We start from the raw sequence: 13722 nt of genomic DNA on the forward strand, positions 1-13722 counted from the left end.
GCCGCCGGGCGGGGCGGGATACGTTGTCAGCGGATCTTCGGGAGAGGTGTGGACGATGGCATTGGTGGCAGTGACCGGGGGCAGCGGCAAGCTGGGCCGGGCGGTGGTGCGCGACCTGCTCGACAACGGGTACGACGTGGTGAACCTTGACATCGCGCCGCCGCGCGAGCAGTTGTGCCCGTACACCCGGATCGATTTCACCGACTACGGCCAGGCGGTGGAGGCGTTCAGCGCGATCGACAGCCGGTACGCGAAGGTGGACGCGGTGGTGCACCTGGCGGCTATTCCCGGGCCGGGGGTGACCGGCAACGCGGCGACGTTCGCCAACAACATCACGGTCAGCTACAACGTGTTCGCGGCGGCGCGGGCGGCGGGTGTGCGCAATGTGGTGTGGGCGTCCAGCGAGACGGTGCTGGGGCTGCCGTTCGACACCCCGCCGCCGTACCTGCCGGTGGACGAGGAGTACGCGGGGCGGCCGGAGACGGCGTACTCGCTGGCCAAGCACCTCGACGAGCAGATGGCGGCGCAGTTCTGCCGGTGGGACCCGCAGCTGAAGATGATCGGGCTGCGCTTCTCGAACGTGATGGAGCCCGGTGACTACGCGAACTTCGCGTCGTGGCAGGACGATCCGCGGGCGCGGATGTGGAACCTGTGGTCGTACATCGACTGCCGCGACGGCGCGCAGGCGGTGCGCCGGGCCTTGGAGTACACCCAGCCGGGCCTGGAGGTGTTCATCATCGCCAACGCCGACACCGTGATGCACCGCGAGACCGTGGACCTGGCCGCCGAGGTCTTCCCCGACCTGCCCTGGCAGCGCCCGGTCTCCGGCAACGAGACCCTGCTCTCCATCGACAAGGCCCGCCGCCTCCTCGGCTACGACCCGGTCCACGGTTGGCGCTGACCCCGCACCGGCGGCGGGCCCGCACCGTTGTCCGGTGCGGGCCCGCCGCTTTCCTGCGTTGATCATGAAGTTGTGTCAGGGACACGCCGTCGAGCCGTGCCATAAGTTCATGATCGACCCGGGGTGGGGGTCAGGGGAGGGTCCAGATTTGGTTGCCGGAGGTGGCGCAGGTCCAGATCTGGAGGCGGGTGCCGTCGGCGGTGCCGAGGTCCTTGGCGTCGAGGCACTTGGCGGACTGGGGATTGCGGAGGTTGCCGTTGGACTGGGGTTGCCAGACCTGGGCGCCGCTGCCGTTGCAGTCGTAGAGCTGGATGAGGGCGCCGTTGGCGGTGGAGCCGGCGGTGATGTCCATGCACTTGCCCAGCGCCCGGACGGTGCCGTCGGTGCCGATGGTCCAGGTCTGGGCGTTGGTGCCGTTGCAGGTGTAGAGCTGGATGGCGGCGCCGTTGGCGGTGCTGGCGGCGGCGACGTCGACGCACTTGCCGGAGGCCTGACCGACGATGTGGCCGGTGCGGCCGCCCGGGGGCGGCGACGACGGCGGGGTGGTGCCGCCGATGGCGACCTCGTAGATGGCGCTGACCAGTGACGTCGAGCCGGTGGTGTCCTGAGACAGCTCCCAGTTCATGATGCCGCCGGCGTTGGCCTTGGCCCACGTGGTCTTGCTGCGGATGGTGGGCAGGCCGTTGTAGCACTGCTGCACGCCGCTCACCGTGGTGCAGTCGCGGTTGGCGTTGGCCGGGTCCATCGCCACGAGCTGGCTGTACGTGTAGTACGTCGGGCGGCTGTAGAACGGCACACCCAGCACGGCCTTGCTCGCGGGCAGGCCGCGGGACTTCCACGAGTTGACCGCGTTGATCGACCAGTTGTAGTTGGCGTGCGGGCTGCCGCCGTCGTACGCCATGATGTTCAGCCAGTCGACCGCGCTGAAGACCGCGGGCTGCACGAAGTTGGCGGTGCTGCCCTCGGACACCACGGCGGCGGTGAGCAGCTTGCCGCGCGAGTGCATCGCGGTGCTGAGCTGGTTCATCAGCGCGGTGAAGTTGTTGCTCTCGGCGGTGGTGTCCGGGTACTCCCAGTCGATGTCGACGCCGTCGAGGTTGTACTGGTTGACGAGGTTCACCAGGTTGTTGACGAACGCGGTGCGCGCCGTGGCGTTGGCGGCCAGGTCCTCGAAGGCCTGGTCGTTGCCGTCGTTCCAGCCGCCGACCGCGATGGAGACCTTGACGTTGTTCGCGTGGCCCAGCGAGACCAGCGAGGACAGCTTGGACGGGTTGTCCAGGCCCTGCAGGCTGCCGTTGGAGTTGGGCAGGATGAACGCGTAGTTGATGTGCGTCAGCTTGCCGTACTGCACGGTGTTGACGTTGCCGGCCCACGAGGGCATGTAGCCCACGCTCTTGAAGCCGTTGGGCAGCACGACCGCCTGGGCCGTCGTGGCCGGGGCCAGCGCGACGGCGACGCCGGCGGCCGCGACGGCCAGGGCGGCAGCGGCGGCGGCCCAGCGGCCCCGCCAGGTCTTGGGGGTGTCGGACATGGGGATCCCTTCGGTGTCCGGTGCCGTGGCTGCGTCGCGTCACGGCACATCGACTGACCGGACAGGCAGGTGCACCCCTCCCCGGCGCGGCCTGATGGCAGGCGACGGCCGGGGGCACGCGACGGCCCGATCTGGTGCGGGTTCGGACGAGGAAGCGGCTCGCTCCGAGTGGAACGCCTGGAGTTTAGTAAACTTAACTATCTAATGCAATGAATGGTGTGCCACGCTCGGCGGAAGCGTCGGCGGCGGGTGTTAGTGTCCGTCGTCCCAGACCTGATGCGGCCCGGCGGAGGCAGCGCATGACGATCGGCTCCCACATCACGACGTTCGCCGGACTGCCCGTCGCGGAATACCCCGCCGACCTGGGCAAGGCTTCCCGGGCCGGCAGCGCGTGGCGGCTGGAGGACCCGGACTACGACAACACCGGGCAGTTCCTGGAGCGGCTCGAAGCGCTCGCCGCGGAGGACTGGGCCAACCAGGTCACCGCGCTCGTCATCGGCAACTGGGGCGGCGCGTACGACAGCGCCCCACCGATCGGGCAGCTCGCGGCGACGCTGCCGCGGTTCACCCGGCTGCGGGCGCTGTTCCTCGGCGAGATCACGTTCGACGAGTGCGAGATCTCCTGGATCCAGCAGGCCGACATCACGCCGCTGCTGGAGGCGTTGCCGAAACTCGAGGTGCTGACCGTGCGCGGCGCGACCGACCTGAGCCTCAAGCCCGTGCGGCACACCGGGCTGCGCGAGTTCACCATCGAGTCCGGCGGCCTGCCCGCCGACGTGGTGCGCGCCGTCGCCGAGTGCGACCTGCCCGCGCTGACCCACCTGGAGCTGTGGCTCGGCACCGACAACTACGGCGGTGACGCCGACGTCGACGACCTGGCCCCGATCCTGGCCGGCACCCGGCTGCCCGCGCTGACCTCGCTCGCGCTGCGCGACGCCGAGATCGCCGACCTCGTCGCGGTGGCCCTGGCGGGCGCGCCGGTCGTCGCCCGCCTGCGCAAGCTGGACCTGTCGCTCGGCATGCTCAGCGACACCGGCGCGGCCGCGCTGCTGGCCGGGCAGCCGCTCACCCACCTGGACAAACTCGACCTGCACCACCACTTCATCGGCGCGGCGGTGCTGGAACGGCTCACCGCCGAACTCGGCGAGGCCGGGGTCATCCTGGACGTGTCCGAAGGCAGCGACGCCGACCGCGACGACCGCTACATCGCGGTGTCCGAGTAGTGCGCCTCACCATCGTCGGCAACCCCGGGCACCGCCGCGTCGGCCTGTTCGCCGCGGCCGCCGTCCGGGCCGGGCTGCCCGAACCCGACCTGCTCGCCTGGCGCGACGTGCTCAGCGGAGCCCCGCTGCGACTGGCTCCCGGCACCGCTGTGCGCATCGAGTCGCCGGGCGAGGACGCCGAGGTCGACCGGCTGCTGCGGGGCGCGGCGAGCCCGGCCGCGCACGGCGAGATCGTGGGCGGCCGCGCCTGGTACGCCGGACTCGCCCGCGGCCTGGCCCGGATCGCCGACGCCGCCCGCGACCACGACGCCCGCCTGCTGGCCGACCCCGCCGAGATCCTCACCATGTTCGACAAGGCGGCCTGCCACGCCCGGCTGCTCGCGGCCGGCATCCCGGTGCCACCGGCCCTGCCCGGGTCGCCGTCCGGCTGGGCGCAGCTGCGGTCCTGGCTGGACGAGAACGGCTGGCGGCGGGTGTTCGTCAAGCCGTGCCACGGCTCGTCGGCCTCCGGCGTCATCGCGCTGCAGCTCGGCAGCGGCGGCCGGATCCTGGCCACGACCTCGGTCGAACTGTCCGGCGGGCGGCTGTTCAACTCGCTGCGGGTGCGCCACTACCGCGACGAGCGCGACGTCGCCGCGATCGTGGACCGGCTCGCCCCCGACGGCCTGCAGGTGCAGCGCTGGCTGCCCAAGGCCGGGCTCGACGGCCGCGTCGTCGACCTGCGCGTGGTCACCGTCGGCGGCGAGCCGTCGCACGTCGTGGTCCGCGGCAGCCGCTCCCCGATGACGAACCTGCACCTCGGCGGCGTACGCGGCGACCTGTGCGCGCTGCGCGCCGCCGCCGGCAGGCACTACGCCGAAGGCCTGGCCACCTGCCGCGCCGTTGCCGCCTGCTTCCCCGGCAGCCTGCACACCGGCGTCGACCTGATGTTCGCGGCCGGTTGGCGCTCGCACGCGGTCGCCGAGGTCAACGCGTTCGGCGACCTGCTCCCCGGCCTCCTGGTCGACGGCCGCGACACCTACGACGCCGAGGTCGCCGCGCTGCTGGCGGGCGAGCGAGCCGGCGCGGCGGCGTGAGCGTGAACCTGGCGTCCCTGGTGGGGACGCATGACATCGCGCTGGTCACGCTCGACACGTTGCGGTACGACGTGGCGGCGGAGGAGGCCGCGGCCGGGCGCACCCCGAACGTTCGCCGGGCACTGCCCGGCGGGCGGTGGGAGGCGAGGCACACCCCGGCGAGCTTCACGTACGCGGCGCACCACGCGTTCTTCGCGGGGTTCCTGCCGACGCCGGTGACGCCGGGACGGCACGAGCGGCTGTTCGCGGCCCGGTTCCCCGGCAGCGAGACCACCGCCGACGGCACCTGGGTGTTCGACGCCCCGGACCTGGTAACCGGGCTTGGTCAGGCCGGGTATCACACGCTGTGCCTGGGCGGTGTCGGCTTCTTCAACCGGCGCTCGCCGCTGGGCAGCGTGCTGCCGGGACTGTTCGCCGAGGACCACTGGCGGCCCGAGTTCGGGGTGACCGAACCGGACTCGCTGCGTCACCAGCTCGACCAGCTCGCCTCCAGCGCCGGGGCCGTGCCGGTGGACCGGCCGCTGTTCACCTTCCTCAACATCTCCGCGCTGCACCAGCCCAACCGGCACTACCTGCCCGGCGCGGCCGAGGACGGGCGGGACAGCCACGCCGCCGCGCTGCGGTATGTGGACACCGCGCTGCCGCGCCTGTTCGCGCTGCTCACCTCGCGCGGGCGGCCCTGTTTCGTGGTCCTGTGCGCCGACCACGGGACCGCGTACGGCGAGGACGGCCACCAGGGGCACCGGGTCGGGCACGACGTGGTGTGGACGGTGCCGTACGCCGAGTTCACGCTGCTGCCGGGAGAGTGGTGACGGTGCTCGACGGCTCGCCCTACCAGGGTTACCTGTACGCGTACCCGCACAAGACGGCATACCGCCCACTGCGGCCGCGCCCGCACCTGCGCGACGTGTGGGCGGGGCAGGACCGGGACAACCTGTTCCTGTACTTGCACATCCCCTTCTGCGAGATGCGGTGCGGGTTCTGCAACCTGTTCACCCGCGCGTTGCCGCCCGCCGAGCAGGTCGGCGCGTACCTGCGGCAGCTGCGGGTGCAGGCCGAGCAGGTCGCGGCGGCGCTGGGCCCGGCCCGGTACGCCCGTGCCGCGATCGGCGGTGGCACCCCGACCCACCTGACCGCCGACGAGCTGGCGGAACTGTTCGCGATCACCGATGGGGTGCTCGGCCTGGACCCGGCCGCGGCACAGCTGTCCGTGGAGACCTCGCCCGCGACGGCGACACCCGACCGGCTGGCGGTGCTGGCCGCGCACGGCACACACCGGGTCAGCATGGGCGTGCAGAGCTTCCTCGACAGCGAGGCCCACGCCGCCGGGCGACCGCAGCGCCGAGCCGACGTCGACCGCGCCCTGACCGCGCTGCGGGACGCGGCGTTTCCGCTGCTCAACGTCGATCTCATCTACGGCATCCCCGGCCAGACCCGTGACACCTGGACCTACTCGCTGCGCGAGGCGCTGGCCTGGCACCCCGAGGAGATCTACCTCTACCCGCTGTACGTGCGCCCGCTGACCGGCTTGGGCCGCCGGGACGGCGTGCCGCCACCGACCGGCCCAGCCGCACTGGAACGCGACCTGCTGGTGCCGTCAGGTCTGAACACCGCGCCGGATCGTGAAGCGCTGCTGTTGTCAGGCACGGCCGCCCGGCCGGATCGCGACGCGCTGGTGCCGTCAGGGTCGGCCGCCGCACCGGATCGCGACGCGCAATGGGACAGCCAGCGCCTCGACCTCTACCGGCACGGCCGTGACCTGCTGCGCGAGGCCGGTTACCGGCAGCTGTCGATGCGCCAGTTCCGTCGTGCCGACGTGCCCGACCCGGACGGCGCGGACTACTGCTGCCAGGACGACGGCATGGTCGGTATCGGCTGCGGTGCGCGCTCCTACACCGCCGACCTGCACTACTCGTTCGACTACGCGGTCAGTGTGCGCGAGGTCCGTGCCATCATCGACGACTACCTGTCCCGGCCCGCCGGGGACTTCGCCCACGCCGAGTTCGGGTTCGCGCTCGACGGCGGTGAGCAGCGACTGCGCTGGCTGGTGAAGTCGCTGCTGCGCGCCGAGGGCGTCGACCTCGCGGGCTATGCCGATCGGTTCGGGTCCAAGGCGGATGACGACTTTCCTCATCTGGTGGAGCTGATCGGACGGGGCTGGGCCGTCGGCGACGGAGACCGCCTGGTGCTGACGGACGAGGGCCTGGCGCACGGCGACGCGATCGGGCCGTGGCTGGTGTCGGGGCCGGTGCGGGCGGCGATGGCACGGGCGGTGCTGCGGTGAACCTGCTGCTGCTCTACCGGGGACCGCTCGCGAGCTGCAATTTCGACTGCCCGTACTGCCCGTTCGCGAAGCGGCGCGACAGCCGCGCGCAGCTGGCCGAGGACCGGGCCGCGCTGACCCGCTTCACCGACTGGGTCGCCGCCAACCCGGGTGGGGACACGCTGTCGGTGCTGTTCACGCCGTGGGGTGAGGGGCTGACCCGGTCCTGGTACCGGGACGCGCTGGTGCGGCTGTCGCACCTGCCACACGTCGAGAAGGTCGCCATCCAGACGAACCTGGCCGGGCGGCTGGGCTGGGTCGCCGAGGCCGATCCGGCGCGGCTCGCGCTGTGGGCGACCTACCACCCGGGGCAGGTGCGCCGGGAGCGGTTCCTGGCCGCGTGCGCGACGCTGCGCGGGCACGGGATCCGGCACTCGGTCGGCATGGTGGGCCTGCCGGAACACCACGCGGAGGCGGTCGCGATGCGGGCCGAGCTGCCGGAGTCGACCTACCTGTGGATCAACGCGGCGGACGGGCACGCCTACGCCCCGGACGCCGAGGCGGCGTGGACGGTGATCGACCCGCTGTTCGGATACAGCGTGCGCCCGCACGCCTCCGCCGGGCACGAGTGCGGTGCTGGCGAGACGTCGCTGTCGGTGCTCGGCGACGGCACGGTGCGGCGCTGCCACTTCCTGCCCGAGCCGCTGGGCAACCTCTACGACGGCAGCTACCGCGCCGCGCTGCGGCCCCGCGCCTGCGGCAAGGCCACCTGCGACTGCCACATCGGGTACGTGCACCTCAAACGGCTCGGCCTGCACCAGGTCTTCGCCGGCGGCGTGCCCGAGCGGATCCCCGCCGGGCCGCCGCCGACCTGGGGCGTGCCGAGCGCGCTGCTCACGTCTGCTGCTGGGGCAGGTACTCCTCGGGCGTGAGGCCGAACGTCCACGCCACGCCCTCGCGCGCGGTGCGCGTCGACGGCGGCACCCGCAGGAAGTACGTCCGGAAGCTGCCGTCGGGCTCGGGGCTGGAGTTCAGCACCTCCACCATCACCAGCGGCTCGTCACCGGGCAGCGTGACCCGCCACAGCGTTCCGCACTCGTCGGACTGCGTCTTGGCCGCCCCGGATTCGCGCAGGTAGCGGTCGAAGCCGAAGTGCTCCAGCATGACCCGGCGCATCTCGGCGTTGCCCTCGCCGCGGATACGCGCGACGGTCAGCGTCGGCAGTTCGGCGGCGATCTCGGCCGGGATCGGCATGCCGCTCCAGGCGTGCAGGCCGAAGCCGTCGGGGTAGGACAGCGCGGGGCCGTCGCCGTGGTGCAGCCGGCCCAGGTTGTCCCGGTGCACCTCGCGCGGGCGCTCGGTGAGGATCGCGACGTGCTCGAACGCCCACCACCAGCCCGCGCTGCAGGCGACCCGGGCCAGGCCGTCGACGTCGGGGTGGCTGTCGAACGCGCCCAGCCAGGCCGCGTCGTGCTGGCCGTGGATGACGTCGAGCAGCGCGTCCTGCCGGGCCTGGGCGAACTCGCCGCTCTGTTCGGCGAACTGCTCCGACAGCCGGGTGCGCAGCGGTGTGGCGAGCTGGTCGACGAGCTGCTGCCAGGGGCGGCGGGCGGTGGCGGCCCAGTGCCGGGCGAAGCCCACCGCACCGAGCCGGTCGGTGAGCGCGGTCCGGGCCTGAGCCCAGGGGCGCGTGCGCACCCGGGGCCGCACGCTGCGGCCGAGCTCGAGTTCGCCGGGCCGGACACCCTGCGCGGCGAGCGCCTCGCGGACCCGCGGGTCGCCCGCGAGCCCGGTGCGCAGCATCGCCACTGCTGTCGCGCCCGCCGCGGGCGAGCCCAGCCACAGCATCCGCCGCGGCACCGGCAGGCCCGCCAGGGTGTACGCGACGCGCACGCCCGCCTCCGCGCCCGCCCGGTCGGCCGGTTCGATGCTCAGACCGGTCGCCATCCACCGCTCGGCCCGCGCGGCCAGGGCCATGTCCTCGTTGCGGCGCGCCTCGCGGCGGTTCGGCCGCTGCTCGCCGGTGCTCGTGCTCGTGATCTGGCTGCTCGTCGTCATCGCCGTGTTCCCGTCCACGCCGCGCTCAGTCCGCGACCGGGCGGATCGCGCCGGGGAAGTACTCGCGCTGGCGGACCACCCGGTAGGCGCCCGCGGCCAGCGCGATCGGCCCGTGCTCCTCGTGCACCAGGCGGCCGTAGCCCTCGATCAGCAGGAACAGCCGGCCCGGGTCGTCGGGCGGGCACAGCATCGCCACCCGCTCGCCGGTGATCACGTGTGCGTGCCCGGTCGCCTCGCCCAGCGCCAGCACCATGCGGTTGCGCCGGTCGCGTGGCGCGGGCATCAGATCCGGCGGCAGCTCCTCCCGCGCGATCGGGACCACCAGCACATCGCCCTGCCTGAACATCGCCACACTCCACAGCCGACCGTCGTGTCGCGGGCGACGCTAACGGGCGGGTACGACACCGCCGCGGGCGGGGAACAGCTCCTCCAGGACCACGGCCACACCGTCCTCGTCGTTGCTCGCGGTGACCCGGTCGGCGCCGGCCAGCGCCTGTGGGTGGGCGTTGGCGACGGCGACCCCGGTTCCGGCCCAGCGCAGCACGGGCACGTCGTTGGGCATGTCCCCGAACGCGATCACCTGGGCGGCGTCGACGCCCCAGGTCGAGCAGAGGCGGGCCAGGGTGTCCGCCTTGGACACGGTGGCGGCGCTGATCTCCAGCATGCCCCTGCCGCCGGAGTAGGTGACCGCCACCTCCGGCACCAGTGTTTGCAGCCGGCTCAGCAGCTCGTCGGTGACGGGAGCCGGTGACCAGGCCAGCAGCTTCACGCAGCTCTCGGCCTCGGTCCACAGCTCGTCCCGGGTGCGCACCGGCACCCGGACGGTGCTGCGGCGGCTCACGTGGTCGAAGCCGGGGCCGGTCAGCGCCCGGTGCCCGGTCTCCACCGCGAACGCGATCCCGTCCAGCGCCGGGGTGAGCACGTCGGCGACCCGCTCCGCCAGCGTCAGGGGCAGCGGGCCGGTGATGGTGACCTCGCCGGTGGCCAGGTCGTACACGACCGCGCCGTTCGAGCACACGGCGACTCCGGCGATGCCCGCCGCGGCGGCGACCTCCTGGACCTCCCGGGGCGGCCGGGCGGTGCCGATCACGATGCGCGCCCCCGCCTGCGCGGCGCGGGCCAGGGCCGTGACCGTACGGGCCGAGACGGTGTGGTCGGAGCGCAGCAGGGTGCCGTCGAGGTCGACGGCGACGACGTTGATCACCGCCGGACCCTACCGCCCGCCGCGTTGAACTCCACCGACGGCCACCGGGCCGCACCGCGCCCCCGCGCGGCCCATGATCGCCGGACTTGCCAGGCAACCGGGCGTACGGGCGGTCAAGATACGCACACCTGCCTGGCACGTCGGACGATCACGGAAGGCCGGCCCGGTCCAGCAGGCTGCGCATCGACGTCACCGACAGGCGCGGGTTGGCGGCGGCCTGCGCGGCGACGGACGGTTCGGGGTCCGTGAGCAGCACGGTGAGGATCTCGGCGGGTGACCCGGGACCGGCCGCGACGGCGCGCCTCACGACCGCACTCGCATCTGTGGCGAGCCGGGCCAGGGTCTCCGGAGGCAGGTTGGGGTCACGTGGCGCATAACTGCGTACCCGCTCGTCAGGGTGGTCGGCGTAGGTGTGCAGGACCTCGGTGGGGAAGTTCGGGTGGTCGGTCCACCGCCATCGCGACTTGCGGCTGTCTCCGTGCTCGCGCAGGATCCGCTCCACAAGCGCGGGCGGGGCGTCGGGCCGCTTCGCCGCGGCTGACCGGACCCGGTGCACGGGGTCGGCGTCGAGCCGGGCGTACGCCTCCGGCGGCAGGTCCCGCGACCACGCCACCACCTCCCGGAACGCGGCGAAGGGTGAGTCCAGATAGGCCAGTCGGCGTTCCAGCGGGGCGGTGCGCAGCCAGTCCGGGCCGAAGAGATCGAAGAACTCGACCACCATCTCGGCCACCTCGTCGCCTGCGGCGGCGGCCGCCCGGCACAGGTCGTACCGCCGGGTGCGTTCCTCCTCGGCCAGCGACGGATGCTGCATGATCGTCACCTGGACCATCTCGTCGGGATCCGTGAAGAGCAGCTCGCGGGTCGCGGGTGGCAGTGCCGGATGGTGCGCCAGGCCGCCACGGACCTCGGGGTCCGGGTCCTCCGCCAGGGCCCGCGACTGCTGATCGGTGAGCTGTGCATACCGGGCGAGGACCGGTCGAGTGACCGGGTTCCGCAGAAACTCCGGTTGCAGGTCCACGGGCACCTGAGGGTGTCGGCGCGAGACGGCCGCGGTGCGTACCGTCGGATCGGGATCGGTGAGCAGCGCGCGGTGCGCCTCGGTGGAAGGGCCGAACCAGCAGCGGGCGGCAGCGGCACGGATCACTGGGTCCTGGTGCCGGGCCAGCTCGGACCGGGGCATGCCGAGCAGTCGCTCCAGCTCGACGATCGTGAGGTAGCGGTCGCCGACGAGTTGTTGCCGCGGTGCGCCGAGCCAGGCCTGCCGTACGGCGGCGACCGGATGCTCGGCGAGCCGGCGGGCCTTGGTCGCGGACACGCTGCCGCGACGGCTCAGCGAGGTGATCAGCGCCGGGTCGTGGTGGTCGGCGATCGCGTCGACGACGGCGTCGGGCAGTTCGCCCTCGCGCACGCCCACCATGCCGGCCAGGTGGCGATCGCGGCAGAGCCGCACCAGCACGTCCTCCGGCGCCGCGGGATTGCCGGCGAGGCTTTGCAGTACCTGCTGGTCCACGGGCCCTCCGCATGGTCACGTCGTCACGCGGGCAAGACTAGTGCCGTCCGGAGGTGGGGAGCGTCCCGCGTCATCCATGGCAGACTCGGGGCATGCAGATATCCGGGCTGCGGATGGCCGTGTTCCTGTGCGCCGGGGTGGCCAGCGCGGCGGTCGGCCTGCTCGCCCTGGTGACACACGTGGGCATCGGCTACTACACGGTCTTCGGGATGGTGCTCGGGTGCGCCGGCGCGGTGCTGGCCTGGCTCGGCCTGGCCGACCTGCGCCCCGGCCCGATCGTCTGGGCCGGCGTGGCGGTGCTGGCGATCTGCGGTCTGCTGGCGGGTCTGCTGGTGGTACGCGAGGACGTCTGCTGCATGTTCGGCTACCGCCGCGGCCTCGGTTATCCCTGGTCGTGGTTGAACAGCGGGGCCGACGCGTCCACCCTGGACGAGATCGAGGAGATCGCGGCCACGCCCGAACGCCTGCCCCTGCACCTCGACCCGCTGAAGCTGCTCCTGGACGCCCTGTTCTGGACCCAGGCCGCGATCCTCGCCGTGATCCCCGCGGTGCTGGTGCTGCGCCGCGCGGAGACCGACACCCGAGGTGATCATGAGGTTATGCCGCCGACACGCCGCCGAGCCGTGCCATAGGTTCATGATCACCCCGGGTGGGGGTGGTCACCAGTCCGAGTTGGCGGCGCCGAGGCCGAGGCGGATCTGGTCGAACTGGTTGCCGTCGTTGTCGTCGGTGAAGGTCAGGGCGATCTCGCCCCAGGGGGAGACGGCCACGGCGGGCTGGTCCTGGCGGCCGGTGGTGAGGTCGCTGTAGAACTGGGCGGGCAGGCGGGCGGCGGTGGTGCCGTCGGGGTTGAAGCCGCGGGCCCAGACGTCGCCGGTGTTCGCCGGGATCGACCAGGCGACCACCACGTTGGCCTGGTCGTCGATGCCGGTCGAGGGCGCGGTCGCGCCCGGCTGCGGGGAGACCTCGACGTCGGCGTGGCGGGGGTTGCCTGCCGAGGTGAAGGAGCGGGTCCAGACGGTCGGGGCGCCGGTGTGGTCGGACTCCCAGGCCACCGTGAACTCGCCGGTCGTGTTCGCCGCCACGGACGCGTTACGCTGCTGGCCGTCGCCGGTGGCGTTGGCGGTGCGCCGGGACAGGGTCACCGCGCCGTTGGCCTTGGCGAGCCGGACCAGGCCGATGTTGTCGAAGCCGTTGCCGTCGCCGTCCTCGTTCCAGACCACGACCGCGTCGCCCGCGGCGGACACCGCCACGTCGGGCCGGTGGTGCGCGCCCGTGGTCTGGCTGGCCGTGACCTCGTACGCCTTGGTGGCGACGTTGGTGAAGCTCGCCGCCTTGACCGTGGCCGGGTTCGGGTCCTGGATGTCCTCCCAGACCACGGTGAACGCGACCGCGTTCGGGCTGCTCGGCGTGCCGTCGGGGTCGACGGCCACGGCGGGCTGGATCTGCTGGCCGGTGGCCGACGCGTTGGCGTTGCCGGAGCCCAGGATCGTGCCGGTCGGGGAGACGACCCGGTAGGGGATGTTGTAGAAGCCGTTGCCGTCCGGGTCGTCGGCCCAGACCACCACGGCGTTGCCCTTGTCGTCGAGGCCGACGTCGGGGGACAGGTGCCGCCAGGTGGTGCCGGCGGTGCCGCCCGCGGACAGCTTCAGTTCGTACACGGCGACGCCGTCGCGGAACAGGCGCAGGTAGATCTCGGTATGCGCGGCGTCCTCGGGCGCGGTGGTGTCGCGGTCGTCCTCCCAGACGACGGCGACGTGGCCGGACCGGTTCGTGGCCACCGCCGAGTCGTCCTGGTCGCCGGTGGCGGTGCTGTTGGCCGTGGTCCAGGTGACGGAGACGGGCGTCAGCGCGGCCAAGGCGCGGGCGGCGGGGACCGGGGCGGCGGCGGCCGGGGTCGCGGCGACGGCCACGACCACCGTCGCGGACAGGGCCAGGGTGATGAGGGCTCTCATG

The 13722-nt window shown here is 72.9% G+C and carries 13 protein-coding genes; 7 read left to right on the plus strand and 6 right to left on the minus strand.

The features are described 5' to 3' along the window. Positions 1-55 precede the first annotated feature (55 nt). Complete coding sequence (locus tag AB0B35_RS18875; protein WP_361046869.1) at positions 56-901, plus strand: NAD(P)-dependent oxidoreductase; 846 nt, start codon at positions 56-58, stop codon at positions 899-901. 130 nt (positions 902-1031) lie between these two features. Here AB0B35_RS18875 and AB0B35_RS18880 read toward each other — a convergent pair whose 3' ends face one another. Continuing rightward, positions 1032-2432, minus strand: a complete 1401-nt coding sequence (locus AB0B35_RS18880; RefSeq protein WP_361046872.1) for a glycosyl hydrolase family 18 protein — start codon at positions 2430-2432, stop codon at positions 1032-1034. Between the two features lie 299 nt (positions 2433-2731). Between AB0B35_RS18880 and AB0B35_RS18885 the strand changes: the two genes are divergently transcribed. Genes AB0B35_RS18885 through AB0B35_RS18905 form a run of 5 tightly spaced genes read left to right on the plus strand, consistent with a single transcriptional unit; the run spans position 2732 to position 7926 of the window. Next, complete coding sequence (locus AB0B35_RS18885; RefSeq protein WP_361046875.1) at positions 2732-3655, plus strand: STM4015 family protein; 924 nt, start codon at positions 2732-2734, stop codon at positions 3653-3655. Continuing rightward, complete coding sequence (locus AB0B35_RS18890; RefSeq protein ID WP_361046878.1) at positions 3655-4731, plus strand: STM4014 family protein; 1077 nt, start codon at positions 3655-3657, stop codon at positions 4729-4731. Before AB0B35_RS18885 ends, AB0B35_RS18890 begins: the two co-directional genes overlap by 1 nt. Next, positions 4728-5543 carry an STM4013/SEN3800 family hydrolase gene (locus AB0B35_RS18895; RefSeq protein ID WP_361046881.1) on the plus strand — a complete coding sequence of 272 codons (816 nt, stop codon included), beginning with the start codon at positions 4728-4730 and terminating at the stop codon, positions 5541-5543. Before AB0B35_RS18890 ends, AB0B35_RS18895 begins: the two co-directional genes overlap by 4 nt. Continuing rightward, complete coding sequence (locus AB0B35_RS18900; RefSeq protein ID WP_361046883.1) at positions 5540-7015, plus strand: radical SAM protein; 1476 nt, start codon at positions 5540-5542, stop codon at positions 7013-7015. The genes AB0B35_RS18895 and AB0B35_RS18900 overlap by 4 nt, the downstream gene beginning before the upstream one ends. Continuing rightward, positions 7012-7926 carry an STM4011 family radical SAM protein gene (locus AB0B35_RS18905; protein ID WP_361046885.1) on the plus strand — a complete coding sequence of 305 codons (915 nt, stop codon included), beginning with the start codon at positions 7012-7014 and terminating at the stop codon, positions 7924-7926. The genes AB0B35_RS18900 and AB0B35_RS18905 overlap by 4 nt, the downstream gene beginning before the upstream one ends. On the opposite strand, the gene AB0B35_RS18910 is transcribed toward AB0B35_RS18905, so the two are convergent. The 4 genes from AB0B35_RS18910 to AB0B35_RS18925 all read right to left on the minus strand — a co-directional run bounded on the left by AB0B35_RS18910 (position 7889) and on the right by AB0B35_RS18925 (position 11766). Then, positions 7889-9052, minus strand: coding sequence for a DUF6745 domain-containing protein (locus AB0B35_RS18910; RefSeq protein ID WP_361046888.1), 1164 nt, complete (start codon positions 9050-9052; stop codon positions 7889-7891). The genes AB0B35_RS18905 and AB0B35_RS18910 overlap by 38 nt on opposite strands. A 25-nt stretch (positions 9053-9077) precedes the next feature. Then, positions 9078-9398, minus strand: a complete 321-nt coding sequence (locus tag AB0B35_RS18915; protein ID WP_360532519.1) for a hypothetical protein — start codon at positions 9396-9398, stop codon at positions 9078-9080. A 39-nt stretch (positions 9399-9437) separates the two neighbouring features. Next, positions 9438-10256 (minus strand): HAD family hydrolase, encoded by an 819-nt coding sequence (locus AB0B35_RS18920; RefSeq protein ID WP_360532516.1) that lies wholly within the window; start codon positions 10254-10256, stop codon positions 9438-9440. A 148-nt stretch (positions 10257-10404) separates the two neighbouring features. Continuing rightward, entirely contained in the window at positions 10405-11766 is a 1362-nt protein-coding gene (locus tag AB0B35_RS18925) for a hypothetical protein (protein WP_361046891.1), read from the minus strand. A 92-nt stretch (positions 11767-11858) separates the two neighbouring features. On the opposite strand from AB0B35_RS18925, the gene AB0B35_RS18930 reads away from it, so the two are divergent. Further along, positions 11859-12398 (plus strand): hypothetical protein, encoded by a 540-nt coding sequence (locus AB0B35_RS18930; RefSeq protein ID WP_361046894.1) that lies wholly within the window; start codon positions 11859-11861, stop codon positions 12396-12398. A 27-nt stretch (positions 12399-12425) separates the two neighbouring features. Here the strand turns inward: AB0B35_RS18930 and AB0B35_RS18935 are convergent, their stop codons facing one another. Continuing rightward, positions 12426-13721, minus strand: coding sequence for a hypothetical protein (locus tag AB0B35_RS18935; RefSeq protein ID WP_361046897.1), 1296 nt, complete (start codon positions 13719-13721; stop codon positions 12426-12428). Position 13722: the final 1 nt, after the last annotated feature.

Source organism: Catellatospora sp. NPDC049133, from assembly GCF_040648455.1.
GTDB classification, from domain to species: domain Bacteria; phylum Actinomycetota; class Actinomycetes; order Mycobacteriales; family Micromonosporaceae; genus Catellatospora; species Catellatospora aurea.

Bases quoted from the DNA above. Each gene is read 5' to 3' on its own strand.
- AB0B35_RS18875 (WP_361046869.1), top strand. From the start codon at position 56: ATGGCATTGGTGGCAGTGACCGGGGGCAGCGGCAAGCTGGGCCGGGCG.
- AB0B35_RS18880 (WP_361046872.1), bottom strand. From the start codon at position 2,432: ATGTCCGACACCCCCAAGACCTGGCGGGGCCGCTGGGCCGCCGCCGCT.
- AB0B35_RS18885 (WP_361046875.1), top strand. From the start codon at position 2,732: ATGACGATCGGCTCCCACATCACGACGTTCGCCGGACTGCCCGTCGCG.
- AB0B35_RS18910 (WP_361046888.1), bottom strand. From the start codon at position 9,052: ATGACGACGAGCAGCCAGATCACGAGCACGAGCACCGGCGAGCAGCGG.
- AB0B35_RS18915 (WP_360532519.1), bottom strand. From the start codon at position 9,398: ATGTTCAGGCAGGGCGATGTGCTGGTGGTCCCGATCGCGCGGGAGGAG.
- AB0B35_RS18930 (WP_361046894.1), top strand. From the start codon at position 11,859: ATGCAGATATCCGGGCTGCGGATGGCCGTGTTCCTGTGCGCCGGGGTG.
- AB0B35_RS18935 (WP_361046897.1), bottom strand. From the start codon at position 13,721: ATGAGAGCCCTCATCACCCTGGCCCTGTCCGCGACGGTGGTCGTGGCC.